This window comes from Acidithiobacillus sp. YTS05, from assembly GCF_024396695.1.
Taxonomy (GTDB): Bacteria; Pseudomonadota; Gammaproteobacteria; order Acidithiobacillales; family Acidithiobacillaceae; genus Igneacidithiobacillus; species Igneacidithiobacillus copahuensis.
Window position 1 is genome coordinate 1,701,506 of sequence record NZ_CP094359.1, and the last position, 23,581, is coordinate 1,725,086.

The window sequence follows — 23,581 nt, forward strand, 5'->3', positions numbered from 1 at the left end:
TCCCGTCAGAGACCCAGGCCGTGGGCCAAGGTAGCCAGGAGCCCGGCATGGCTGCCAAGGACGGCGGCGGAGATACCAGCTTGCTGCCCAAACCAGCCGTACTGGTGGATGATGAAGCCACCACCTGCCGCCGTCGCAAGGCCTACCGTGCCTTTACCGTAGTCGTGCTTGAACAGGTGAATGGCTCCATAGCCCACACCACCGGCAATACCGATAGAACCCACCGCAGGCATGAAGACCTGATCGAAAAAGTTGCTGATGGAGCCGAAGGGACCCCCTGTGGCCGCAAGAGCGACGACGGGAAGTGCCACAGCGCTCACACCCAACACGCGCGCAGCCCAGCGATGCCAGGCAGGGCGCAGTCCCAGAGACTGCTCGTTGATGACGTCCGACATGATGCATTCCTCTTGCAAGAGAAGGATCCCCGTTTCTCAGGCACCAAGGGATGGGATCCACGCCCCCTCGGTGTCAGCAGGAATGGCTGCTAGGGTATAGCCAGCCCTTTCGGGGATCGGTAGCCCCCTCGCCTCAGCCCACGAGGGGATCGTTTTGCACGACGATCCGACCACTGCTCTCCATGACAAAATGCCCTTGGATGTAGGAGATGTTAGCGATCCGGGTGAGCAGCCTGAGGGCGGGGGTCGGTTTCCCGTAGGGCAGATGTTCTCCCAGCAGTGCATAGTTCGGTCCCGAAAAGACCAAAGACACCCGCAGTTGCTGGGCGATGTACGACAGCGCGCCCCGCTCGGACATGCGATAACGCATCGGCAGGGAAACCGGTTGATCGAATACCGAGGGTGCCGCAGGAAATTTCCGCACAGACCGGGCCGGGATCAGGTGTACCTGGATCTGCATTGCTGCTGGCTTTGGAGGATGCAGCACGACGGGGCGAGACTCCATAGGCAGTGGCTGCAGCGTCAGCCCTGCACCCACTACAGTGGCATTGGCAAGCAGGGCAGCTGTCAAGGCAGCCGCCAGGGGTTTCGATGAGGTCAGGGCATACCACATGATGGAACTCTCCTCAGTGAAAGAATCGGATGGCACTGACGCGGCGGCGCGCAGGATGGCTGGTGTCACGCTCGATCTGGACGACGACGTGCACCGCCTCTTGAATGAGTCGCATCTGGGAGGGAACACCCGCCTCCTGGCAAAGCACATCAAGCCGCTCCAATGCCAGCTCCGGGTTGTCGGCATGCAGTGTCGCGAGGCCCCCGGGGTGCCCAGTGTTCCAGGCCTTGAGCAAGGCCAACGCCGCGCGGTCACGAACCTCTCCCACGAAAATCCGGTCTGGACGAAGCCGCAGTGTCAGCTTGAGCAACCGGGTCATGTCGATACCGATGTCGTCATTGGCGAGCAATTGCACGGTGTTAGGTGCCTGGCAGACAATCTCCGGGGTGTCTTCGATGATCACGATGCGCTGATCGAGACCCGCGAGGTGGGCGACATGACCAGAGAGGGCATTGAGCAGGGTCGTTTTGCCACTGGCGGTACCCCCGCTGACCAGAATATTCTTGCGCTCCTCGATGGCCTGCATCAGCTGCAGGCGTTGCTCTATAGTCAGGATGCCCGCTTTTTCATAGTCCTCCAGTGAAAGGACCTTGGTCGTTGGTAGTCGAATGGAGAAGGTCGGCGCCGAGACCAGGGGTGGAATACAGCCGGCAAAGCGGGCACGGCGGAACTCCGTCGGCATGGCCCCCTCGACGATAGGACGATCTCCCGCTACGACCGTATCCCGATAGGCCGCCATCAGCCCCAGAAAATTGAGGGCCTTTTGCGGGTGTAGCGTGGTCAGCTCCCGGATGCCCTCGCCATGCCGCTCCACGAGGACATGCCCATCATCATTGAGCATGATCTCGACGGCGCTGGGGTCCTCGAATACCGCACAAATCCCGCCACCCAGGATCCGGCGCATCTGCTCGACCAGCCGGACGTGCGCCTCGGCCTTTGCCTTGTCGATGGAATGGATCATGGCGGGATTAGGCATCCGCGACCTCGATCCGCTGCTCCAGCAGACGGGCGATCTTGCGCAAGGCCTGGGGCCGGTCTCCGTCAAAGCCCATCTGGGCGACTTGTTGAAGGTAGCGCTCGTAGCGGGTCAGAACAGAAGACTGCAAGGCCTCGAGTTCTTCCCACAATGGTTCGGGCATGTGCAACAGGAACAGCCGCACAAAGATGTCGAACATCGCCGTATTGGTATCCTGTTGCGCCTGCAGGGCTTCGATCTCCGTGCGCATCGACAGGATCGTGGCCGATATACGCCGCTCCGAACTGCGCAGCTCCCCTTCTGGCTCGGCTAGCGTGCTTTCGATTCCCTTCAGGGCATAGTGGGTGATCAGCGCGGGCTTCGATACGTGCTTTTCGCTTGCCTCGCGCTCGATCTGTTCAGCATACGGGCCAACCAGTTTGACCTGGGCAAATACGGTAGTCATGGAGTTCTCCTAACAACAGTCCTGTTCTGGTATAGCCAGCCGAAACCGGGATCGGTAGGTACGGACAATCCAAACGAACCTCTGCCTGGTCTCTTACAGCCGGCGTGCAGAACCAGTCCATGCTCCCCCCCCCCGCATATCGACAAACATTTACTTGTTCTCTAAGCCATTTTTAGGACGAAAGCTGGTTCCTGATAGACTGTTCACATGCTAGACAGAAATCACCTCTCGACCAGTTACGGGCATACTGTCGAACCCCGCAAGATCATCCATGTGGATATGGATGCCTTCTTTGCAGCGGTGGAGCAACGGGATCATCCTGGGCTGCAAGGTCAGCCTGTTATCGTCGGCGGTGATCCTGCCGGCCGAGGCGTTGTGGCTACCTGCAGCTATGAGGCTCGTCGCTTTGGCATTCACTCCGCCATGACGGCGGCGCGAGCCAAGTCGCTATGCCCCAATGCGATTTTTATTCGCCCACGCATGGAGGCTTACCGGGAAGCCTCCCGTCAGATCATGGGAATGCTGCGCAGCTACACGTCCTTGGTAGAGCCGCTATCGCTGGACGAGGCGTTTCTGGACGTGAGTGTGATTACCGCCAATGGGACTCTGGCCATGGATATCGCCCGTGACATTCGGCAGCGCATTAAGCACGAAACAGGCTTGACCGCCTCTGCGGGAGTCTCCTACAACAAGCTGTTAGCCAAGCTCGCCTCCGATTGGCGCAAGCCCGATGGGCTTTTTGTGATTCCGCCCGAAAAAGGACAGGACTTCTTGGCATCTCTTCCTGTGGGCAAACTCCATGGGGTGGGCCCGGCCACCGTGAAAAAGTTGGCCGCGATGGGAATCAACACAGTTCTCGATCTGCGGAGCGCATCGCAAGAATCTTTGACTGCGCAGTTCGGCAAGGCCGGCCTTTGGTTTTATGAGATTGCCAGAGGCATTGATCGACGTCCTGTTCAACCGAGACGCCAGCGGAAATCCGTGGGCACCGAGCGCACCTTCTTGGAAAATCTGGAGGACACGGAGGTCATGCTGACCACCCTGCAGCAGATGGCGGAACAGGTTGCCGCACGTCTCCAGGCTCTAGAACTGGCGGGGCGAACTGTGGGCGTAAAGGTCCGTTTTCTAAATTTCGAGACCGTTACTCGGGCGCGTACCCACGCGCAAGCGATCTGGCGCGCGACAGACATCTCTGCATGTTTGCCAGGATTGCTGGAGCATGCCTTGTCGGCCAGCATGGCGGGAATTCGATCTGTCCGGCTGCTGGGAGTGGCAGTGAGTGGCCTAACAAAGATCAGAGCAGACCTGTCTGCCTCTGGCCAGTTGAGTCTACTTGAGGAGAGCGGTACGCTCCATGAAACGAGCTTCGATGATGGTCGGTAAAGCAGCGATAGCGGTCATTCGCCAACCTCTGGGTTGTCGATGCAAAGATTACTTACATCGCAGAAGAACCCACTTACGAAAAGCAATAACGCTCCAAATACTCTCGATTACGCCAAATGGCCATGTTCCGGCAAGGAATCCGTAAATCGCCGATCCAATGCATGTGAAGCCAAATGCCAGGGTGTACCACGATGATTTACTTTCCAACGCATAAAAGATCATCATCAGTGTCACCACCGATGCGCCATAAAGCGTTAAAATGTTCAATCGGCCTCCTTCTGCGTGCAATCATATGCCAGCAAGCAAAATAGCTCCCAACGTGATGAGAATGATCGGGCTCAATCGCTCTCCATGACGATCTAGCCAGGCCCAACGCCAACGTAGCCCGAGCCAAGTTGCCAGCCAAACCAGAAGGATTATCAGCAGTAACGTCGAAAGAGAGTACACGAGCAGCACCGCAGAGACAGCCAGCGGGCCGAGGGGCAACGCAGCGAGGAGCACTGGAACGAAGGCTCCATCGGGCGAAGCCGCCACACCGGCAACCATCAGTGTAAACCAAGACCCTTTTGGCGCCGAATGCTCGTGCTCGTGCTCGTGCTCGTGCTCGTGAGGGTGAGGGTGAGGGTGAGGGTGAGGGTGAGGGTGAGGGTGAGAACCGTCGCGCAGACTTTGCCAAACGAACAGACCGATACCCGTCGCAATCAATATGCCACCCAGAATTTGGCCTTGGACATGCGCAAATGCCGAAAACGACTGTTCCAAGCCAAATCCCAGAGCGATGAGTACGACACCCAAGACCAGTGAGCCTGCAATATGACCAAATCCCGCCCAAGCCGCTACGCGCAGGGCCTTTCTTAGGTTCCAGTGTTGCGTCCGCGCCAGGAGAGCGATCGGCATCCAATGGTCTGGCAAGATCGCGTGCAGGAATGCCACCAGAAATGCCGCAACCAGGACGAGTAACCATGCTGAAGACATATTGGCAGTCCTCAGGGAAGGAAGTAGCGGGCGAAGGCCGCCTTGATCTCTGCGAGTCGGGGCTCTGCATCCCCCTCGCGCACCGCATCCAGCAGACAATGATCCAGATGGTCCTCGAACACGAGCCGCGCCACTTTATCGAGCGCGGCTCGGGCCGCCGACATCTGTACCAAGATTTCCGGGCAATCGCGGTCAGATTCCAGCATCTGCCGGATGCCGCGCATTTGCCCCTCCAGCCTTGCCATACGCTGCAAGATCGCCTGCCGATCATGGGCCATACCTGTACTCCCTAGGTGTATCAATTCGGAGGCATTGAACTACCGGTTACCCAATGGCGTCAATACGCCCGGCAGCAAGTCTCAGTGCCATGGGTGCAGCCCGGCCCGACAACTCCTCAACCAGGCATTGCGACGACCATCTCCTGCCTTGCAGGCTACATCATGTTGCGCATCATGGCGGGCATACCGTCCTTGACGAAACGGTTAATCTCGCGGGCGTGCTCATGAATTACTCGCACCATTTCTGGATCATTAGACGTTTCCGTTACGGCAACACCATCTTTCAGCAGATCGAGCTTGCGCTGGTAGAGTGTTGGGTGGGCAAACATCACCGGCACGCTACGGCTGATGGGGTAGGGAAAAGGGCGATCTTCCGCAAGTCGCGCATACATCTGGGAAACGTGCGCTTGCAGCAGGGCGACGGTTTCCGGCACCGCAGAAATCGTAACGGCATGAATCCCATCGGGCAGAAAAGTTACCTTGCGATGAACTTGCGCGTGTCTCTCGAAAAGCTCCATTCCGGTCTGCATGGGTCCCCGGTTTTCTGGCGACATCATGGCCCCCATGCCCTCTTTATCGGAACCATTTCCCATCATGCCCCCCATCATCCCTGCCATGGGAGAGGCACTGGCCGGATCGATACGCACATATCCCAGCAGGGCGAGGGCCGAAAAAAACGACTTCATCCATTGTCTACGATCCATCTTGCTTCTCCTTGTTTCTAAAATTTCCAACGACGTTTTTGCCACAGCGCATAGAGCGCCGGGATGACCAACAGTGCCAATAACGCTGCACTGAACATGCCGCCGATCACCGGCGCGGCAATGCGTTTCATCATGTCAGCGCCAGTTCCGTGACTGAGCATGATCGGCAGCAGGCCGACCACGACCAAGGTAAAGGTCATGGCAAGGGGGCGCAGCCGCAGCATACTGCCTTCGACCACGGCCAATTGCAGATCATGCCAATTCTGCAGGGCATTTCGGGTTCGTCGGCGATAGACCGCCTCATCCAGATACAGCAGCATGACCACGCCAAACTCTGTCGCTACGCCAGACAATGCAATCAGTCCGACGACGACCGCAACGGATAATTTGTAGTGCAGGAGATAGACCAACCACAGCCCGCCGATCAGAGAAAACGGTAGCGTGATTAGGACGATGCCTACTTCGACGATGTTGCGAAAATTGAAGTAGAGCAACACCGCGATCAGCAGCAATACCGCGGGGACAATCAGGAGCAAACGTTGATTTGCCCGCTGCATGCTTTGGTACTCGCCTACCCAATCGAGGGTATAACCTGGGGGTAAACGGACCTGTTTCGCTAGCACCCGCTGCGCTGCGGACACATAGCCTCCAATGCTTGTGCCGGGCTTGAGGTCCAGGGTAACCCAGGTGTTCAATTGACTGTCGTCACTTGTCAGCATGGCGGGCCCCGATTCCATGCGCACTTGAGCCACTTGTGCCAGGGGAATTTGGGTTCCGTCCGGCGCAGTGACATAGGCATTTCGCAAGGCAGGCAAGGACTGCCGTAGGGTACGGGGATACCGCAAATTGACCGGAAACCGTTGCACACCCTCGACGGCCGTTGTCAGCACCTTGCCACCAATAGCCGTTTGCACCAGTTGATTCACGTCTGCCACGGAGATTCCATAGCGGGCTGCCGCTACGCGATCGGTGTGAATGACGATGTAGCGTCCTCCCAGTACACGGGCTGCATACACGGACTGGGTACCGGGCAGCGGCTGCAGGGCCTTTTGCACTTCCTGCCCAAGGCGGTTCAACACGGCAAGCCTGGGGCCCGCGATTTTGATTCCGAGTGGGGTCTGCAAACCCGTGGTCAACATATCTACCCGACCTTTGATGGGCTGCGTCCAGTCGTTACTGAGCCCCGGAATTTGGAGCGCCTGATTGAGCTTGCTGCGTAAACTGTTCAAGCTCATCCCTGCAGGCCAGTGCTGTCTGCGGCGAAGGGTTACCACCGTATCAAACATGGAAATCGGGGACTGATCAGTAGCGGTCTGCGCCCGTCCGGCCTCGCCGAAGACCGTTTTTACCTCGGGGAAGGTTTTGAGGATGCGATCCGTCAACTGCAATAATGCTCCTGCTTCTCCATAAGAGATCGCCGGATTCTGCGCAACGGGCATATACAGCAGAGTCCCCTCATCCAAAGGTGGCATGAGCTGGGTTCCCAGGCGTTGCCACGGATAGAACAGTGTCAGCGTCAGTAGCCCTGCTCCGATTAGAATTAACCAGGGCTTTCGCAGCACGCCATGAATGATGGGCCGATAACCTGCCGCCAACAGGCGATTCACGGGATTTTTTCGCTCTTCAGGAATGCGACCGCGAATCAGCCAGGCCATGAGGAGTGGAACCAGGGTGATGGACAACACAGCGGCGGCGGCAATGGCAAAGGTTTTGGTAAAGGCTAAAGGGGAAAACAATTTCCCTTCCTGGCCGCCGAGGGCGAAGATGGGCAAAAACGATACGGTGATCACAAGTAGGGAAAAAAACAGCGCCGGACCGACTTCCAAAGCGGACTCCCGGGCCGCCGCCCAGGGATCGCTCTTCTTTCCACTTTCCATACGCTTGTGCATGTTCTCGATCATCACCACGGGTGCGTCGACCATGACGCCCACGGCAATTGCAATCCCTCCCAGGGACATGATGTTGGCAGGGATGTTCAGGGCATACATGGCCACAAAAGCGGCCAGGATGCCGATCGGCAGAGCGATCAATACGACCATGGCAGAACGCACGCGGAATAAAAAGAGGAAGGTGATGAGTAGGACGGCAATACACTCCTCTACCAGCTTGCCACTGAGTGTTGCAATACTGCGCTGGATGAGGGGACGCTGACTGTAGGTCGTGACGATTTGCACCCCATGGGGTAGGGAGGACTGCAATTTGTGCAGTTTCTGCTGTATCCGTTGAATGAGGGCATTGGCATTTTCACCCTGATTCATCATCACAATGCCGCCAACGACTTGCCCCTGGCCATTCAACTCGGCAATGCCGCTGGGAAGAACCGGGCCTAACTGTACCCGTGCAACTTGCTGCAGCGTCACCGGTACCCCATCACGCACCCCCAGAGAAACCTGGCGCAGATCGGCAAGGGAGTGGATGTAGCCGGACGTTCGCACGATGTAGCGGGACTCACCCATATCAATGACCGACCCGCTGGTTTCCCCATTGGCAGCACGAATGGCTGCCTCGACCTGTGGCAGCGTGATGCCGTAGCTGAGCAAGCGATGAGGGTGGATGACTACCTGATACTCCTGCTCCATCCCTCCTACGGTTGCCACTTGGGCTACACCTGGAATCCCTTGAATGGCGAATTTCAAAAACCAATTCTGTAGGGTAGTTAATTGCGCCAAATTGAGCGTGCCGCTTGGGTCCGTTAAGGCGTATTCGTAGATCCAATCGACCCCGGAGCTGTTTGGACCCAACGCCGGGATCACGCCGGTCGGGAGTTCATTCTGTGCCTGCTCCAAGTACTGCAGAACGAGGTTCCTGGCCTGATAGATCGGGGTGCCGTCCTTGAAGAGGACATACACATAGGAGTCGCCAAACATGGAATAGCCTCGAACCGCGCGGGCGCCAGGCACCTCCTGTAAGGTGGTCTCCAAGGGATAGGTCACTTGGTCCTGGACTACCTGCGGGGCTTGTCCAGGATAACTCGTTTTGACAATGACCTGAGTAGGCGAGATATCCGGGATCGCTTCCAGGGGAATACTGCGAATTGCCAAAATTCCCGTCACCACGGTGAGAACTGTCGCGAGGATAACGATTAGTGGGTTGTCGAGGGAGGCACGAACGATACCTTTAATCATGTCCGCCTCCCATCTGCATACCGGCCATGGAGCTAGAGGGCTTCTTTACCGAATGATCGGTAGCAACCGAAGGTGCGGGGGCCGAGCCAGAATGGGGCGCGGCAGTCGCCTTGCCAGATTCATTGCCACCGAGCATTCGAGCGCGCACCGATTGAAATTGGGACTCGGAGTAGAGTAAAAACTGCGCGTTGTCGACCACGCGCTCGCCAGCGCGTAGTCCTTGTTCAATCGCCGTCCATCCATCCGCGGAGGGTCCCACCTGGACCTCCACGGGTAGGAAGTGCCCACCTTGCTGGCGAAGGATGACAAAGTCTCCCCGCTCCGTATGCAGGATGGCGCTGTCGGGAACGGCTAGGTGCGGTTGCACCCGGGTCCACACGCGCGCATTCACATACATTCCGGGGCGCAACACGCCACCGGGATTGGCAAAACTCAAGCGTGCCGTGACGGTACGGTTCTGCGTGTTTTGAGTGGGATACAGAAAGCGCAGTCGGCCACGCCAAACCTTGCCTGGGTAGTTGGGAGAGCGCAGGTCAACACGATCGCCAACACGCACTCCCGGCAACTGGTACCCGTACAGTGCCACCTGTACCCAGACACGATCCAGATTGGCAATTTCCAGGAGGCTGCTCTCTGCCGACAGATATCCCCCTTGATGGACAGCGATTTGCTCGACGACACCGGATGCGGGCGCCACGATAGGGACCTGTGCCTGCGCCACCCCGGTCTTTGCGAGTTCGCATATTGCCTTGGGGGATAGCCCCAACAGTCGTAAACGTTCTCCTGCAGCACTGCGTAATCCTTCCCCGGCCACAGGGCTAGCGTTGGCGTCTTCGTGCGCGAGCACATACTCCTGTTCGGCACTGTATACTTCCGGCGAGTAAATTTGGGCCAATACGCTTCCAGCCTGCACGGGATCGCCGACTGCACGAACGGCCAAGTACCGAATCCACCCTGAAAAACGAGGGGTAACACTGAATACACGGTTTTGATCGACGGCGACTGTCCCGACAGTAGAGAACACCTGGCCGATTTTCCGCCGCAGTACAGGAACCGTGCGTACGCCCAGCTCTTGTGCCATCCGCGCATTGACTGCCAGCCCGGGTGACGAGGCAGTCGGCGCGTGGGCATATACCGGGATGTAGGCCATTCCCATGTTGTCTTTTCTGGGATGGCTCGCATGAATGGCGGGATTCATGGGGTTTGCCCAATAGAGAATGCGCGGCTTGGCGGGAGAAGATGTGCTTTTCTCGGCGGGATGCTTCGCGACTGGTATTGAAATGCTCGCGGGGAAAAAAGCGGATCCCAGCAGAACGCTTGCTGCCCCGATCCCCACCCCAATTCCTAGGGACGCGAGGGAAAAAACGAGAATCTTCCGGTTCATGCTTGCGCTCCTTGGTATTGGGTGGCTAGGTATGCCAGTTCTGCGCTGCTGAGTGCTTGATTCTCTCTGGCGACCAGGGCCTGCAGTGCCGTCTCCAGTACCGAGTTCTGCGCATGGAGAACCGATTGCATGGACGTTCGCCCGGCGATGAAACCAGCGAGTTCGGCACGATAGGCTTGCGTTGCGAGGGGCAACAAGGTTTTTTTAGTGCGTTGGTACTGTGCATCAGCTGCCCGGAACTGGGCATAGGCCGTATGGATCTGACGTGCCAAGCGCAGTCGTTCTTCCTCGTAGGTATCCTCCGCAGCCATCTCTTTTTCCTGCTCAGCGGCTATGGTTTGGTCCTGGCGATCTCCGGGAAAGATCGGGAGACTCAGATTGACGCCAATCGAGAGCCAATTGGGACTACCCGGCATAAAATCCTGGCCATAGGCGGTGCTTACGGTTATGGATGGCAAGAGATTTGTGCGCGCTACCCGGACTGCAAGGGCCGCTGCGCGACTGCTGGCAGCGGCGGCTTGCAATGCCGGTTGCCCTGGCAACTTCATTTGCAGTGCGGCTAGCGGCGCTGGCGGCTGCAAATGGGGCCAAGACCAACGCAGTTGTAGGGCCGAAGTGGAGCCCAAAAGCTCGGCGATCCGAGCGAGGGCCGTTTGTTGTTGGGCGCGGACTTGGTCCATTCGATTTTCCAAGTTGGCGAGGGCCAGTTGGCTGCGTAATACCGCAGCTTGGTCCACTCTCCCGGCACGATAGGCGTCTACCGCTGCCTGTTCCGTCATCTGGTCGAGCCGTTTCTGACGCTGCAGGATGCTGCTTTCCTGATGCGCTACCTGCGCTTGGATCCAACTCTGTTGCAATAGCCAACGCAGCTCTGCTGCCCGTTCCGCGCGCGTGGCGGTTTCTGCGGTCGCCTCCATGCGTAATTGCTGACTCCGCAATGCGAGCTGCCCAAAGGGGGGAAAGGTCTGACTCAACCCCACACTGAGCATGCTCATCTGCTGTTGGTTCATGGAGAAATTATTGGTAGGGAGGTTGACAGCTCCCAAGCTGACATGGGGATCTGGGAGTTGTGCTGCGGCCACTGCCTGGTGACGCAATGCCTGGATCTTTTGTTGATAGGCAGCCAAGCTCGGGTTTTGTTGCTGCAGCAGGCGTTCGGCGGCGGAGAGGTCAAGCCTGGTGGCGGTCGCCTGGCCCGGGGTCAGCAGACCGGCGACGGATCCGAGCATGATCCAAGCGAGAGCATGCCTGGAGCGGAAGGATAGAGATTTCTCCTGAAAGGAAATCATAGTGTTCTCCTGAAAATGACACGGACAATCCCGCCCAACGGGCTGGGAGGCGCTCGTCTTCAGGAAAACTCAGATCAGTAGCCGGACCTGCGAAAGGGGTGGCGGGTGCGCCCAAACCAAGACGAGGTCCAGGAACGGTGCGATGTAAAAACGCAACGGCGGCAATAGAAACCACAGGAGCGCATAGAGTGAGACTGCCGGGAGAATGAGGTGGCCAAAGACTGAGCCATCAGGAGCATGGGCCAAGGCGCATAGCGCAACACAAGAATGACCCTGCATCCCGGGCATGGCCATTTTGCCGTCCATCATTGGGCAATGCATGGACATGTCCCGCATGCTTGTCATGGACATTTCTGCCATCCGGTTGCAATGGCAAAAGTCTGGAAACACCGCATCAGCCAAAGGCACCAACAACAGGATCAGGCTGAAAAGGACCATCATCCGGGCTCGCAATAAGGCACCCTGCCGTCCCCCGCCGTAGTTGCGGGGGAAAGAGGTGAGTTTGACTGGAATGCCGTAAGCAGTCACAGGATTCTGAGGGCCCCTAAATGGATAAGGAAATCCTTATGGTTAAATACTAGCATTGCATCTTGCTGTAATGTCAAGGGGAATAGCCCCCTTACCAGGCAGCATCCGACGAAGCCAGTTCTACAGCGCCTTATTTGCGCAATGGGCAGGTACGCAGTCCCAAAAGGGAGTAGAGCGGACACCAGCCCACCAAGCCCGTCAGCAGGGGCACCACGCCAACCCAACCCCAAGGGGTTTGCGGACCCACAAAGACCAGTATCAGCAAAACCACTCCAACCAAAACCCGAATACCCCGATCAACCATTCCTTCGTTCAACATGACGGTGCTCCGCATAGTGGATACAGTATCAGCATAGCGGTGGGACCCTTGGGTTGCAGTGACTTAATCACCAAACATCCCTCGCCAAACGTTCTAGTGCTTGGCGATCCAGAATTTGCACCAAACCGGTACGGCGATGTAACCATCCCCGCGTTTCAAAATCCTTTAACAAGCGGCTGATCACCTCCCGCGCCGAACCGAGCTCCAGGGCGAGTTCTTGGTGAGTAATCGTCAAATGTCCATGGTCACCGCTCAAACTGAGGAGCCGGCGTGCTAGGCGCACATCTAGGCGGGTGAATGCCACTTCTTCCATCACCAGGAGCATCTCACTGAGACGTTGTCCATAGGCCTGAAATACGAAATCACGAAACGATGCTGAGGCAGCAATGGCCTGTTGGAAAACATCCGCCGCGAGAGTGACGGCCTGTACAGGGGTTTCGGCAAGGCCCATGGCCGGGTAGCGGTGATGACTGAGCAAACAAGCGGTGGTCAAAATGCACGTTTCTCCTGGCCCCACCCGGTAGAGCACAATCTCTCTTCCCTGAGGCGAGCATTGCTGTACCCGAACCGAGCCGGACAGAACGAATAAGTAACGGCGGCAAGGACTGCCCTCCTCAAACACTACGGTACCGCGCGACAGCGACAGGCGTTCAACCTGCTGCAGTGCCTGCAAAGCCACAGGATCGGACATCTGCTGCAACGCCGGAAAATGAGAATACCAATTATTCACGAGCAACTTACTACCTTTCAAAAGGGAAAATGCCAACGATATCTGTTAGCTTACCATCCCCAGCGATGGTTTTCGCTGATACAGACAGAGCGGGCGGCGCGAGAGAACACATTAATGCAGGCTCTAATCACAATCTCGAACAGGGGGTGTTTGGACTGCCCAAGTATATTAGGAACCGATTGACAACCAGGGGCAAAGCAGTTTACAAAGTCGCCAGTGTTTTCGTTAGGAGGCAGTTGCTTGGACAGTCACCCTAGATGGCCCCTTGCGGGCAACTCAGGGTCCGTTGATCGGAGCGGGTTGGTCTAGCCTCTGCTTGCCATCGCCCGGTCCTCGGGCGATGTGATTTTTCCTTATCACAGAGATGAGCTCCGCGCTTTGCGCGGAATCGGTTGGTGTTCGTCCCAGCCTGCCTTCCCGTTTGTTACTGGGAGGCATGAATATGGCAGCTTCGTTCAATACAGATGCTCCGGCTTCGGGAGCTTGGGAAAATCTGTCAGAAGAAGATCGTCAGCGGTTAGCGGACCGTTCGCGTGTCCATCGCTTGCGGAAAGAATTAGAAACCAGACCGACACTGTGGAAACGTCTGATCCTCTTGCTAACGCTGGTGGGGCCAGGCATCTTGGTCATGGTCGCCGATAACGACGCTGGTGGCGTAATTACCTACGCCCAGACGGGGGCTGCCTATGGCATTGGCTTTTTTATCCCCTTTCTGTTGTTGATTACCCCCGTGGCCTATGTCGTGCAAGAAATGACGGTGCGCCTGGGGGCGGTGACTGGGCGTGGTCACGCAGAAATGATTTGGGGCCGCTATGGACCATTCTGGGGATCGTTTTCCCTCATCGATCTCGTCATTGCGAATGTGCTCACCCTGGTCACCGAGTTCATCGGTATCACCGTCGGCCTGAAGGTTTTTGGTGTGCCGCCGATCTGGAGCGCCATAGGTGCGTTTTTCCTCATCGCCGGAATTCTACTCTTCCTGCGGTACAGCTCCTGGGAACGCGTCTCCCTCTGGATTGCCGCTGGAAACTTGGTGTTTGTCCCCTTGGCTATTGCCGCCCATCCGCACTGGAGTCAGGTGGTGGCCGCACTCGGGACATGGCATATCCCGGCAGGAGTTGCCATCAGCGGATTTCTCTATGTGATCTTGGCCAACTTGGGTACCACGATTGCACCATGGATGCTGTTTTTCCAACAATCCAGCGTGGTGGACAAGGGGCTGACGGTTAAAGACATTCGGGCCGGACAAATCGACACGGCCTTGGGAACGTTTGCCATGGGAGTAGTGGCTATCGCCCTTGTCGTCCTGACCGGAACCTGGGTCTTTGGGACACCTGGCGCTGCAAGTTTTGGGATCCATCGGATCATGGCCGCACTCGTGCATAGCCCGATTGGCAGCATCGGAACCTCGTTATTTGCCTTGGGGCTCGTAGAGGCCGGTTTGATCGCCGCCATTGCCATCACCGCGAGTACCTCTTGGGCAGTAGGAGAGGCCCTGAAGCTGCCGCGGAGTATCAACCTGCCGCCGCAGCGGGCCCTGCCGTTCTATCTCTCCGGTCTGCTGGGAACGGCCCTTGCGGCGATCGTGGTGCTGATCCCGAACGCGCCGCTGGGATTTTTGAATCTCACGGTGCAGGTGGTGGCGTCCATTTTCATGCCGGCAGCCATGCTGTTCCTACTCATGCTACTCAATGACGCCGAAATTATGGGCGAACACGTGAATAAGCCATGGCAGAACCTCGCCTCCTTTGCCATCGTGGCGATGTTGATCTTCGCCAACGGCCTCTATGGGGTAAGCGTTGTCTTCCCTCATCTGTTGTGATCGCACGCATTCTTCGCTACAGGAGGTTGCAATGAAGAACGAATGGATTAGGCAATATGTTCCTCAGGCTCTGGCAGAGGAACGCAGTTGGATTCAAGAAGAGTTGCGAGTAAGTGTGCCGCTTCAGCGTGCTCCGATTCAAGGTTGGGTAATGTGGGCCTTTTGGGGGCTCCGAATCTACATCGTCGTCATGCTCGTCATGGTGGGGATTGGCTTTGCTCGCGGAATGCACTGATCGGAGAAAAGCGTATGACCACCATTCCCACCATGCTGACTACCACTGGGGATATTTTTCTCGCTTTTGTACTCGGCGCCTTGATCGGCATCGAACGCCAGTGGCGCCAACGGACTGCGGGATTGCGGACCAACACCTTGGTGGCGGTTGGGGCCGCGATATTCGTGGATCTGGCCATACGCATGGGTGGGATGCAGGACGCGATACGTGTGGTCGCCTATGTGGTTTCTGGCGTTGGTTTCCTTGGGGCAGGTACCATCATGAAGGAGGGAGCGAATGTTCGTGGGCTAAACACGGCAGCGACCTTGTGGGGCTCTGCCGCCGTGGGTGCTTGTTCTGGGGCAGAGCAGATCTTTCCGGCACTCGTCGCTGCCGCTTTCGTGATCAGCGCCAACACCTTGCTTCGTCCGGTTGTGAATCGCATCAATCGGGCACCGTTGAGTGAGACAGCGACAGAACTCAATTACACCTTCTCCATCATCGTTCAGCGGGGAGAGGAATCCGAGCTGATCGACATTCTCAGTGAAGAGCTGGAATCCGCAGGGTATCCCCTACGGGACTTGTATATGCACGCCTTTGGAGAGGAGGAAACGGAAATGCAGGCGATTTTGCTGCCCAACACGGTTGATGCGGAAACTCTGGACCGGCTCGTCACGAAGTTCGATGAAATGCCTCAGGTACATCAAGCATTCTGGAATCAAAGAACTGGCGATTAGCGCCGACCGATTCTTGTCACCATTGTGAACTTTCCGAAGATAGGAGGTAAGGATGACCATTTCGCAGCATCATGAGAAGCATAGAGTGGAGCGGGCTGGTTGGCTACGTGCGGCCGTCCTGGGAGCGAATGACGGCCTGGTATCTGTTGGATCTCTAGTGCTAGGCGTAGTCGCGGCAAATTTGTCGCAAACGGATATCCTCATCGCCGGAGTGTCAGCTTGGGTCGCAGGAGCGTTTTCCATGGCTGCCGGGGAGTATGTATCGGTCAGTTCCCAGGCTGATATTGAAAAATCCGATTTGGAGCTAGAGAAGAGGGAGCTGGAACGCAATCCCGAGGCTGAGCACAAGGAGCTCGTGGCAATCTATGTTGGGAGAGGCCTACGACGGAGTTTGGCGGAACAGGTAGCCGAGGAACTAATGGCCCATGATGCATTGGGCGCGCATGCGAGGGATGAGATTGGTATCTCGGCGACCCAAGGTGCAAATCCTCTCCAAGCGGCTTTGGCATCGGCTGCCAGCTTCACTGTCGGAGTAGCACCGGCACTCTTGGCAATTTGGCTCACGCCGCTAGCATTGATAGCGCCAATGGTCCTAGCTGTATGCCTTCTCTCTCTAGCTACCTTAGGGAGTTTAGGGGCGTGGCTTGGAGGAGCCAACATCCTCAAAGGCACATTGAGAGTGTTTTTTTGGGGAGCAATGGCGATGGCTGTTACTGCTGGAGTAGGCATGCTGCTAGGTAAACTCACGTAATCCTTTCTGCCGATTAGCAGGTTGCTGAAAAAGTCCGTGGTATAATTGGCGGGACAGGGCACGGAGAGATTCGATCATGCGTGGAGCCAAGGCAGAGACAGGTGCGTTGTTCAGTTATCTATCCCCGGAGGATCGTGTGCCGGCAGATCATCCCCTACGTGCTATCCGGGTGATCGTGGACCGGTCTTTGGCTGAACTCGACGGACACTTCAACCAGATTTATTCGGACCTTGGCCGGCCCTCGATTCCTCCAGAGCACCTGCTCCGCGCTTTGCTTTTGCAGGTCTTTTACAGCGTCCGCTCGGAACGCCAACTGATGGAGCAGCTCGATTACAATCTCTTGTTCCGCTGGTTCGTGGGCTTGGGAATGGATGCCCCGATTTGGGTGCCGACGGTGTTCACCAAGAACCGAGACCGCTTGCTGGACAACGGAACGGTGCAGCGCTTTTTCCAGACGGTCGTGGAGCAGGCACGCAACCAAGGACTCCTTTCCGAGGAACACTTCTCTGTGGATGGCACCTTGCTGGAAGCCTGGGCATCGCAGAAATCCTTTCAGCCCAAAGACCCCGAGGATCGGCAGGGCGATGGCTCCGATTTCCGTGGGCAGAAGCGAAGTAATGACACCCATGCCTCGGTGACCGACCCCGACTGCCGCCTCTACAAGAAGGCCTCAGGAGAGGCTTCGCGGCTGGCCTATCTGGGGCATGTGCTGATGGACAATCGGCATGGGTTGATTGCTGGAGAGCAGGTCACCAAGGCGGATGGTACGGCAGAGGTGGATGCTGCAGTGCAGCTCCTCGACGAACTGGGCGGTGCTGATCGCATTACTCTGGGAGCCGACAAGGGCTATGACCGGCACGAATTTGTGCGGAATCTACGTGACCGCAACGTCACGCCCCATGTGGCGCGCAAATGCAAAGGTTCGGCGATTGATGGACGCACCACTCGTCACGTCGGGTATACCATCAGCATCCGCGTGCGCAAGCGGATTGAATCGATCTTCGGTTGGATGAAGACCGTGGGCGGGATGCGCAAAACGCGATTCCGTGGTCTGGATCGTGTAGGTCTGCACTTCACCCTGGTTTCCACTGCCTACAATCTGGTGCGCATGGCACGACTGGGGGTGGCATGATGGGAGCGCTGCGCCCAGAATGCGGTAAATCGAGAAAAGTGACTAGGAAAATCGCAGAAAACCCGCCCAGAGGCGCATTCAGGCAGTCATTTTTGATAAAAACCGAAGAATCGTCAGTTTTATCGCTCGGTTTTTCAGCAGTCTGTTAGAAGAACTTTCTTGGAGCTGCTATCCGGGTTGGAACTTGTACTCCGGAAAACAGCTTCAAAGATAGCTAATTTTATAGACCAAAATAGATAAACATGTTCATCATCATTAAACATAGATTAACGTAGCTATCGGAAAAAAACGTTAGTCACAGATAATTATTCAGAAGCATACAAATAAGGTATTTTATGCCCACAAAATGAACGACCGCTTTTGGTCTATTTCGTTCCTAAGAAAAATTCGTTTCTCGGTTTACTCGTCACCAAATAGGAAGACGCTCTCTACAACATCCATAGCATGATCTTCAAAAATCTTCTCTCCCAGGGATTCTCTTGCCGCTCCTGTAACTACAAATAGGGGTGCGAGATGTTCTTCTCGCGGGTGCGAAAATTTGGCGCCAGGGGCCTTGTACCAATTGCTCAGTCTTTCTCTCACTTCTTCTGATGTAGAGGAAGCGATGGTTTTCGTTAGCCAATCATCAAACTCCAATCCCAGCTGCTGGGATTGCCGATTCTGTGCTGGAGACATCATCACGCGCACGTTATGAAAGCTGTTGCCGGACCCGATGATGAGCACATTGTCCTCTCGTAAAGATGTAAGAGCCTCCCCAGCCGAAAAATGCAAACCGGGATCCAAACTCGACTGCAGCGAGAGCTGGACGCAGGGTATATCTGCGGCGGGAAACAGGAGCATGAGGGGAACAAAGACTCCGTGGTCGTAGCCCCTCGCATGATCTTTTGCAGTCGGGATACCAGCTGCGCCCAGCAAGTCAACGACTGTTTCCGCGAGTTCTGGATCTCCTGGAGCGGGCCAGGAAAGATGATAGGTATGCTCCGGAAAGCCTAGATAATCGTAGAGAAGGCTTGGATGGGGATTGCTTTGCACCGTAAATACCTTCTCCTCCCAATGGGCGGAAACCACAAGAATTGCGCGCGGGCGCTGTGGTAAGCGATTTGGCAGGGTACTTAGGAAATTTCGTAATTGTGACCACGTATCGGGTGGATCCCAGTCCATGAAAAAACAAGGACCCGCTCCATGTGGGATATACAGACAAGGTTGGCGCGTCAAGAGTGCTTCTCCCAGTCATCCAGGTGCGAGGGCGTCGATAATCGTGACGGCGCTCGCCACGAGACTATTTCTCCTTGACCCCCTCGACCTCGACTTTAACGGCTATCGCGTTGGATAGTCCCTCAGGCAGGTAGGCATCCATCCCAAACTCGGAGCGATGAATGACGGTGGTGGCTACGAATCCCGAAAGGTATCCACCCCAAGGTTTGGGAAGGTAGGGAACGTTGCCTGCCCCAATCTCCTGTACCTGAAAGGTTACGGGTTTGGTCACCCCGTGCAGGGTCAAATTGCCGTAGAGTGTCCCCGTCTTCGTTCCAGTTGGCACATACTTGCTACTGACGAAGGTGATCGTCGGATAGCGTTTCACATCAAAGAACTCTTTGCTGCGCAGGTGCTGATCACGCAGTGCAAAATCCGTGTTGATGCTCGCTGCGGGGATGGTGATATCTACCTTGTCTGCGGCAGGATTTTTGGTGTTGAAGATATAGGTGCCACTGATTTTGTCAAAGCGACCCGTGAACTGGGTAATGCCGACGTGACCAATAGTGAAAAATACATTGGTGTGCTGCGGATCGATACGATACGTCCCACTCGGGTTTCCGGAGAGGGGAGTATAGGTCTTGGGAGCAGCAAGCGCTGCACTGGCGAGGCAGAGCCCGGCGACCAACAGGATACTTTGTGGGATTCTGTTACACATAAGAAGCTCCTAATTTCCGGCAATGAGTTTTTGGGTAATTTCTGCCACGTGCTTACCTTGAAAGCGAGCAATAGCAAGTTCATTTGCAGAAGGCATCCGACTGCCGTCACCGTTGGATAGTGTTGTGGCACCATAGGGTGTACCACCGCTGATCTCGCTCATGTTCATCAATTCCTGGCAGCTGTAGGGCACGCCAACTACGATCATTCCCTGATGAAACAAAAAGGTGTGGAAAGAAGTGAGGGTGGTCTCCTGGCCACCGTGCTGGGTGGCAGTGCTCACAAACACGCTGCCGACCTTGCCGACCAGGGCGCCTTTCTGCCAAAGATTACCCGTGCGGTCGAGAAAATTGCGCATTTGGCCGCTCATGTTGCCAAAGCGGGTGGGTGTGCCAAAAATGATCGCATCATAGTCCGCAAGCTCATCGGGGTGCGCCTCCGGTGCTGCTTGCTGGGTCTTGGCGTGGAGCTGTGCCAGGGTATCCGCCGGCATACTCTCTGGCACCCGCTTGATCTCCACCGTGGTGCCGGCCACGGAGCGCGCCCCTTCCGCTTCTGCCTCGGCCATCGCTTCCACATGACCCCACAGACTATGGTACAGCACCAGTATCTTGCTCATGACGGAATACTCCTCGTTGGTAGATGTCATCGACAATGGTATTAGACTGGTAGTAGAGTTCTTTTGTAAAGTAGGTACTACAGAGTAACCAATGAGCCAACGTTCTTCCGAAACCTCCTGCCCCATGGATCGACTCCTGCGACTCATTATGGGGCCATGGACTACCTATCTCTTGTGGGTTCTCGAGACCCAGGGAACTATGCGCTTTGGGGCGCTCAAAAAAGCCATCCCTGGCATCTCCTCCCGGATCTTGACGGAGCGTCTACGCAATTTGGAATCGGCCGGAGTTGTCTTTCGCGATTACCGGCCAACGATTCCACCGGAGGTGTGGTATGGTCTGACTGCGAAGGGAAAAGAGCTTGGTGCAGTGCTGTCTAGTCTTAATGAACTGGCTCAGCGTTGGCAAAAAGAGAAATGACGGTGGGATGCGGCTAAGAGAAAAGAGGATAACGCATAGTCTCGTGCTATAGATCTTTTCAGCCGCACTCGGGAATCAGCTTTTCCAATCGTGTTGCCAGCGCAACGTAGCGAGATCCTTCCTTAAGTCCTGTCAAAAATCGTTCGGGAATTCCTTCGAGACCGACCTGAGCGCCAATCAGGGCACCGGTAAGCATGGCTCGCGAAAGATTCTGCCCACCGCCATTCACGGCATGCAATACGCCATTTTCGAAGTCGTGGGAAAACTGGGCACTAAGGTAATAGACAGCGGGCATCTGATGATAGATGGCACAAGGCATGCCATACACCAAACTCACCTTCCATGCCGGTTCAATGCGGATTCCTGGATCCGCTGCGGTTCTCGCCATGTAGCTAGGAGTCAATAAAGCATCCGGCGATGGTAACTGCCCCGGGACCATCTGCTCGCTTCCTTCTGGCAGGCGCTCCAGCTGTCCGCCAGCGACGGTATGAAATGGCAATTCATTCGATCGTACGGCTGCCAAGAGCTGTGCAGAAATGTTTTCATCGAAGGGGACGCCGCGCAGCAGCAGGGCGAGAACGGCGGCATAGGCCAGGCTCATTGCAAGTACCACCCCATCCTTCTGGGTCAGGGCAATGTTGTTGAGGACTGCACTCGCCAATGCACGCAAGTCCCGGTGCAAGAATGCTGCGAGGGGAATGATACGCTCCACACCCTCGGTAGTGTCGGCCAATCCGGCGCACTGCCCCCAGGGCTTCTTTTCTAGCACTCGTTTCCGCCAGGCTTCCCGGATGGACTGGCTCGTATAGCCACCGGGTCCTTGCAGAGGGGTTCCGTCCAGCTGGGGGAATAGCTCCTCGTCAAGACGGCGCGTGAAATCGGATTCGACGTAGCCGTTGCATTCCAGGAGAGACTCCAGGAGGAGGATCAGAAGCCATCCGCTCTGGGAGACTGCGCCAGCCTCGAGACCGGCATGGTAATGGCCAGCTTTCGGCGCCAAATAATCGCTGACCCACTTCCCACAAACGCTGCGCATGGTCGTTAGGTCGTAGTACCAGTGGCAGCCGGTCGCGAGAGCGTCGCCGATCAAGGCCCCCATGATTGCTCCAGCCACTCGGTTCATTTCTGCTCTCCTGTGAAAATCCGTGCACTTGTCCTCTTTGCAGACTATTCCCGATCAACCGGCACAACAAGATAGCCGCGTAACATCCTTGGAAAAGGTTTGGGCTGCGAGCTTGAGTCCTTCCACCATAGTTAGATACGGGAAAAGCTGGTCGGCCAGCTCCTGGACCGTCATTTGCTTGTGAATGGCCAGCGCTGCTGTCTGTATTAGCTCCCCAGCTTCCGCTGCCACAGCCTGCACCCCGAGCAAGCGCCCGGATTGCGCTTCGGCAACCATTTTGATGAATCCTCGGGTATCAAAATTCACCAAGGCGCGCGGAATGTAATCAAGAGACAGGATGCGACTTTCCACAGAGTACCCACGAGCACTGGCCTCTTGTTCCGTTATGCCGACCGTGGCTACCTGCGGGTCGGTAAAGATCACGGCAGGCATGGTGCCAAGATCGAGGACGCTCTCACCCCCCGTCATATTGATGGCTGCACGAGTTCCGCTGGCCGCCGCCACATAAACAAACTGGGGTTTATCCGTGCAATCTCCGGCCGCATAAATGTGGTCGACATCGGTCTGCAGGTATTCATTTACGGGAATGGCGCCGCGGGGATTTGTCTGGAGTCCCGCGCGCTCCAAATGTAAATCTTCTACATTCGGAAGTCGGCCGGTTGCCACTAGCAACTTGTCGCCGCGAAGTTGTTCTGTGGGCAGATCGACCAAAAATTCTCTGTCGACAAACTGGATCTGTTTTGCCTCCGTATGCTCCAAAAGGCGGATCCCTTCTTCCCGGAAAATTCCAGCGAGAGATTCGCTGACAGCGGGATCCTCCTGGGAAAGGAGCCGACTACGAGCCAGGATCGTGACCTCGCTTCCCAGGCGGGCAAAAGCCTGGGCCAACTCGACAGCGACAATGGAAGCACCGATGACGATCAGTCGGGTCGGGATGGAGTCGGCCATCAAGGCCTCGGTAGAAGTCCAAAACGGCGTACCCTGCAGCCCTGGTATGGATGGAATACTTGGGCGTGCTCCGGTAGCAATTAAACAACGATCAAAGGAGATTTGGCAACGTTCGCCGTTTTGAAGCGCAACCGCCAAGGAATGGGAATCCACAAAACCTGCCGCGCCCCGAAGGAGCGTAATTTGGGGGGTACTCTCTAGGATGGATTCGTACTTTGCGTGGCGTAGTTCCTCCACGCGCTGCTGCTGCTGAGCCAATAGGCGATTACGCGAAATCTGGGGCAGCGCAGTACTGATCCCGCCGTCGAAAGGACTCTGACGCCGCAGCTGGGCAACATAGCCCTGGCGGATCAGGATTTTGGAGGGCACGCAACCAACATTTACGCAGGTACCGCCGATGGTGCCCCGCTCGACAAGCGTCACACGCGCACCACGCTCTACCGCTTTCAGCGCGCATGCCATGGCGGCACCACCACTGCCAATAATGGCGATGTGCAGATCTCTTGCATCTTGGAATGCGGCGACATCCTCGCTTTTAGGACTCGCACCATAGCCTTGCGCACGCACTGCATCGGTCAATCGTTGCAGCGGAACCTCCCAATCTAGATCCACGCTTGCACTAGCATCAGGATAAGAAACCTTCGTCGCTTGAACTCCAGGAACCTCCTCCAGAGCCTTGCGCACATGCAATGCACAGCTCTCGCAAGTCATGCCCGTGACAGTCAGCGATACCGTCTTTTTCCTCGTCATAACATCTCCCTT

At 56.4% G+C, this 23,581-nt stretch carries 25 protein-coding genes; 7 read left to right on the forward strand and 18 right to left on the reverse strand.

Annotated features, from left to right (window positions below):
• Positions 1 to 5: 5 nt before the first annotated feature.
• The 4 genes from MQE22_RS08430 to MQE22_RS08445 form a co-directional block, all read right to left on the reverse strand.
• The gene (locus MQE22_RS08430) at positions 6 to 395 is read right to left on the reverse strand and encodes a hypothetical protein (protein WP_255789533.1); all 390 of its coding nucleotides are present in this window, start codon (positions 393 to 395) and stop codon (positions 6 to 8) included.
• Positions 396 to 528: 133 nt separating this feature from the next.
• Positions 529 to 1,008, reverse strand: coding sequence for a hypothetical protein (locus MQE22_RS08435; RefSeq protein ID WP_255789534.1), 480 nt, complete (start codon positions 1,006 to 1,008; stop codon positions 529 to 531).
• Positions 1,009 to 1,021: 13 nt separating this feature from the next.
• A complete protein-coding gene (gene trbB, locus MQE22_RS08440; RefSeq protein WP_255789535.1) occupies positions 1,022 to 1,984 on the reverse strand; it encodes a P-type conjugative transfer ATPase TrbB in 963 nt (320 codons plus the stop codon).
• The gene (locus tag MQE22_RS08445; RefSeq protein WP_255789536.1) at positions 1,977 to 2,429 is read right to left on the reverse strand and encodes a hypothetical protein; all 453 of its coding nucleotides are present in this window, start codon (positions 2,427 to 2,429) and stop codon (positions 1,977 to 1,979) included. Before MQE22_RS08445 ends, trbB begins: the two co-directional genes overlap by 8 nt.
• Before the next feature lie 207 nt (positions 2,430 to 2,636).
• Between MQE22_RS08445 and dinB the strand changes: the two genes are divergently transcribed.
• Entirely contained in the window at positions 2,637 to 3,812 is a 1,176-nt protein-coding gene (gene dinB, locus MQE22_RS08450; protein WP_255789537.1) for a DNA polymerase IV, read from the forward strand.
• 288 nt (positions 3,813 to 4,100) lie between these two features.
• Here dinB and MQE22_RS08455 read toward each other — a convergent pair whose 3' ends face one another.
• The 9 genes from MQE22_RS08455 to MQE22_RS08495 form a co-directional block, all read right to left on the reverse strand.
• On the reverse strand, positions 4,101 to 4,787 hold the full coding sequence (locus MQE22_RS08455) for a hypothetical protein (RefSeq protein ID WP_255789538.1): 687 nt from the start codon (positions 4,785 to 4,787) through the stop codon (positions 4,101 to 4,103).
• 11 nt (positions 4,788 to 4,798) lie between these two features.
• Entirely contained in the window at positions 4,799 to 5,065 is a 267-nt protein-coding gene (locus tag MQE22_RS08460) for a metal-sensitive transcriptional regulator (RefSeq protein WP_255789539.1), read from the reverse strand.
• Positions 5,066 to 5,220: 155 nt separating this feature from the next.
• Entirely contained in the window at positions 5,221 to 5,769 is a 549-nt protein-coding gene (locus tag MQE22_RS08465) for a hypothetical protein (protein WP_255789541.1), read from the reverse strand.
• A gap of 17 nt (positions 5,770 to 5,786) precedes the next feature.
• Positions 5,787 to 8,894 (reverse strand): efflux RND transporter permease subunit, encoded by a 3,108-nt coding sequence (locus tag MQE22_RS08470; RefSeq protein WP_255789542.1) that lies wholly within the window; start codon positions 8,892 to 8,894, stop codon positions 5,787 to 5,789.
• Entirely contained in the window at positions 8,887 to 10,278 is a 1,392-nt protein-coding gene (locus MQE22_RS08475) for an efflux RND transporter periplasmic adaptor subunit (RefSeq protein WP_255789543.1), read from the reverse strand. Before MQE22_RS08475 ends, MQE22_RS08470 begins: the two co-directional genes overlap by 8 nt.
• Entirely contained in the window at positions 10,275 to 11,567 is a 1,293-nt protein-coding gene (locus MQE22_RS08480) for a TolC family protein (RefSeq protein WP_255789544.1), read from the reverse strand. Before MQE22_RS08480 ends, MQE22_RS08475 begins: the two co-directional genes overlap by 4 nt.
• 69 nt (positions 11,568 to 11,636) lie before the next feature.
• Positions 11,637 to 11,918 carry a hypothetical protein gene (locus tag MQE22_RS08485; protein ID WP_255789549.1) on the reverse strand — a complete coding sequence of 94 codons (282 nt, stop codon included), beginning with the start codon at positions 11,916 to 11,918 and terminating at the stop codon, positions 11,637 to 11,639.
• Positions 11,919 to 12,225: 307 nt separating this feature from the next.
• Positions 12,226 to 12,414, reverse strand: coding sequence for a YgaP family membrane protein (locus MQE22_RS08490; RefSeq protein ID WP_255789551.1), 189 nt, complete (start codon positions 12,412 to 12,414; stop codon positions 12,226 to 12,228).
• A 67-nt stretch (positions 12,415 to 12,481) separates the two neighbouring features.
• Complete coding sequence (locus tag MQE22_RS08495) at positions 12,482 to 13,144, reverse strand: Crp/Fnr family transcriptional regulator (protein ID WP_255790284.1); 663 nt, start codon at positions 13,142 to 13,144, stop codon at positions 12,482 to 12,484.
• Between the two features lie 442 nt (positions 13,145 to 13,586).
• Between MQE22_RS08495 and MQE22_RS08500 the strand changes: the two genes are divergently transcribed.
• The 5 genes from MQE22_RS08500 (at position 13,587) to MQE22_RS08520 (ending at position 17,800) form a co-directional block, all read left to right on the forward strand.
• On the forward strand, positions 13,587 to 14,966 hold the full coding sequence (locus tag MQE22_RS08500) for an NRAMP family divalent metal transporter (RefSeq protein WP_255789552.1): 1,380 nt from the start codon (positions 13,587 to 13,589) through the stop codon (positions 14,964 to 14,966).
• 31 nt (positions 14,967 to 14,997) lie between these two features.
• A complete protein-coding gene (locus tag MQE22_RS08505; protein WP_255789554.1) occupies positions 14,998 to 15,201 on the forward strand; it encodes a hypothetical protein in 204 nt (67 codons plus the stop codon).
• Between the two features lie 14 nt (positions 15,202 to 15,215).
• Positions 15,216 to 15,917 carry an MgtC/SapB family protein gene (locus tag MQE22_RS08510; protein WP_255789555.1) on the forward strand — a complete coding sequence of 234 codons (702 nt, stop codon included), beginning with the start codon at positions 15,216 to 15,218 and terminating at the stop codon, positions 15,915 to 15,917.
• Between the two features lie 52 nt (positions 15,918 to 15,969).
• Entirely contained in the window at positions 15,970 to 16,668 is a 699-nt protein-coding gene (locus tag MQE22_RS08515) for a VIT1/CCC1 transporter family protein (RefSeq protein WP_255789556.1), read from the forward strand.
• A 76-nt stretch (positions 16,669 to 16,744) separates the two neighbouring features.
• A complete protein-coding gene (locus MQE22_RS08520; RefSeq protein ID WP_255789558.1) occupies positions 16,745 to 17,800 on the forward strand; it encodes an IS5 family transposase in 1,056 nt (351 codons plus the stop codon).
• 399 nt (positions 17,801 to 18,199) lie between these two features.
• Here MQE22_RS08520 and MQE22_RS08525 read toward each other — a convergent pair whose 3' ends face one another.
• The 3 genes from MQE22_RS08525 to wrbA form a co-directional block, all read right to left on the reverse strand.
• Positions 18,200 to 19,015 (reverse strand): DODA-type extradiol aromatic ring-opening family dioxygenase, encoded by an 816-nt coding sequence (locus tag MQE22_RS08525; protein ID WP_255789559.1) that lies wholly within the window; start codon positions 19,013 to 19,015, stop codon positions 18,200 to 18,202.
• Between the two features lie 64 nt (positions 19,016 to 19,079).
• Positions 19,080 to 19,712, reverse strand: coding sequence for a YceI family protein (locus MQE22_RS08530; protein ID WP_255789560.1), 633 nt, complete (start codon positions 19,710 to 19,712; stop codon positions 19,080 to 19,082).
• Positions 19,713 to 19,721: 9 nt separating this feature from the next.
• Complete coding sequence (wrbA, locus tag MQE22_RS08535; protein WP_255789561.1) at positions 19,722 to 20,330, reverse strand: NAD(P)H:quinone oxidoreductase; 609 nt, start codon at positions 20,328 to 20,330, stop codon at positions 19,722 to 19,724.
• A 148-nt stretch (positions 20,331 to 20,478) separates the two neighbouring features.
• Here wrbA and MQE22_RS08540 point away from each other — a divergent pair, with 148 nt between their 5' ends.
• On the forward strand, positions 20,479 to 20,748 hold the full coding sequence (locus MQE22_RS08540) for a winged helix-turn-helix transcriptional regulator (RefSeq protein ID WP_255790286.1): 270 nt from the start codon (positions 20,479 to 20,481) through the stop codon (positions 20,746 to 20,748).
• Positions 20,749 to 20,806: 58 nt separating this feature from the next.
• On the opposite strand, the gene MQE22_RS08545 is transcribed toward MQE22_RS08540, so the two are convergent.
• Both MQE22_RS08545 and merA read right to left on the reverse strand, forming a co-directional pair.
• Positions 20,807 to 21,871 (reverse strand): ADP-ribosylglycohydrolase family protein, encoded by a 1,065-nt coding sequence (locus MQE22_RS08545; protein WP_255789563.1) that lies wholly within the window; start codon positions 21,869 to 21,871, stop codon positions 20,807 to 20,809.
• A gap of 54 nt (positions 21,872 to 21,925) precedes the next feature.
• Positions 21,926 to 23,569, reverse strand: coding sequence for a mercury(II) reductase (merA, locus tag MQE22_RS08550; protein WP_255789565.1), 1,644 nt, complete (start codon positions 23,567 to 23,569; stop codon positions 21,926 to 21,928).
• Between the last annotated feature and the right edge of the window lie 12 nt (positions 23,570 to 23,581).

What these genes read in the sequence shown, in the direction of transcription:
- MQE22_RS08470 (WP_255789542.1), bottom strand. Translation starts at nt 8,894, where the DNA reads ATGATTAAAGGTATCGTTCGTGCCTCCCTCGACAACCCACTAATCGTT.
- merA (WP_255789565.1), bottom strand. Translation starts at nt 23,569, where the DNA reads ATGACGAGGAAAAAGACGGTATCGCTGACTGTCACGGGCATGACTTGC.
- MQE22_RS08430 (WP_255789533.1), bottom strand. Translation starts at nt 395, where the DNA reads ATGTCGGACGTCATCAACGAGCAGTCTCTGGGACTGCGCCCTGCCTGG.
- trbB (WP_255789535.1), bottom strand. Translation starts at nt 1,984, where the DNA reads ATGCCTAATCCCGCCATGATCCATTCCATCGACAAGGCAAAGGCCGAG.
- MQE22_RS08505 (WP_255789554.1), top strand. Translation starts at nt 14,998, where the DNA reads ATGAAGAACGAATGGATTAGGCAATATGTTCCTCAGGCTCTGGCAGAG.
- MQE22_RS08475 (WP_255789543.1), bottom strand. Translation starts at nt 10,278, where the DNA reads ATGAACCGGAAGATTCTCGTTTTTTCCCTCGCGTCCCTAGGAATTGGG.
- MQE22_RS08490 (WP_255789551.1), bottom strand. Translation starts at nt 12,414, where the DNA reads ATGTTGAACGAAGGAATGGTTGATCGGGGTATTCGGGTTTTGGTTGGA.
- MQE22_RS08455 (WP_255789538.1), bottom strand. Translation starts at nt 4,787, where the DNA reads ATGTCTTCAGCATGGTTACTCGTCCTGGTTGCGGCATTTCTGGTGGCA.
- MQE22_RS08445 (WP_255789536.1), bottom strand. Translation starts at nt 2,429, where the DNA reads ATGACTACCGTATTTGCCCAGGTCAAACTGGTTGGCCCGTATGCTGAA.
- MQE22_RS08510 (WP_255789555.1), top strand. Translation starts at nt 15,216, where the DNA reads ATGACCACCATTCCCACCATGCTGACTACCACTGGGGATATTTTTCTC.
- MQE22_RS08530 (WP_255789560.1), bottom strand. Translation starts at nt 19,712, where the DNA reads ATGTGTAACAGAATCCCACAAAGTATCCTGTTGGTCGCCGGGCTCTGC.
- MQE22_RS08480 (WP_255789544.1), bottom strand. Translation starts at nt 11,567, where the DNA reads ATGATTTCCTTTCAGGAGAAATCTCTATCCTTCCGCTCCAGGCATGCT.
- wrbA (WP_255789561.1), bottom strand. Translation starts at nt 20,330, where the DNA reads ATGAGCAAGATACTGGTGCTGTACCATAGTCTGTGGGGTCATGTGGAA.
- dinB (WP_255789537.1), top strand. Translation starts at nt 2,637, where the DNA reads ATGCTAGACAGAAATCACCTCTCGACCAGTTACGGGCATACTGTCGAA.
- MQE22_RS08500 (WP_255789552.1), top strand. Translation starts at nt 13,587, where the DNA reads ATGGCAGCTTCGTTCAATACAGATGCTCCGGCTTCGGGAGCTTGGGAA.
- MQE22_RS08545 (WP_255789563.1), bottom strand. Translation starts at nt 21,871, where the DNA reads ATGAACCGAGTGGCTGGAGCAATCATGGGGGCCTTGATCGGCGACGCT.
- MQE22_RS08540 (WP_255790286.1), top strand. Translation starts at nt 20,479, where the DNA reads ATGGGGCCATGGACTACCTATCTCTTGTGGGTTCTCGAGACCCAGGGA.
- MQE22_RS08460 (WP_255789539.1), bottom strand. Translation starts at nt 5,065, where the DNA reads ATGGCCCATGATCGGCAGGCGATCTTGCAGCGTATGGCAAGGCTGGAG.
- MQE22_RS08520 (WP_255789558.1), top strand. Translation starts at nt 16,745, where the DNA reads ATGCGTGGAGCCAAGGCAGAGACAGGTGCGTTGTTCAGTTATCTATCC.
- MQE22_RS08435 (WP_255789534.1), bottom strand. Translation starts at nt 1,008, where the DNA reads ATGTGGTATGCCCTGACCTCATCGAAACCCCTGGCGGCTGCCTTGACA.
- MQE22_RS08465 (WP_255789541.1), bottom strand. Translation starts at nt 5,769, where the DNA reads ATGGATCGTAGACAATGGATGAAGTCGTTTTTTTCGGCCCTCGCCCTG.
- MQE22_RS08515 (WP_255789556.1), top strand. Translation starts at nt 15,970, where the DNA reads ATGACCATTTCGCAGCATCATGAGAAGCATAGAGTGGAGCGGGCTGGT.
- MQE22_RS08485 (WP_255789549.1), bottom strand. Translation starts at nt 11,918, where the DNA reads ATGTCCATGACAAGCATGCGGGACATGTCCATGCATTGCCCAATGATG.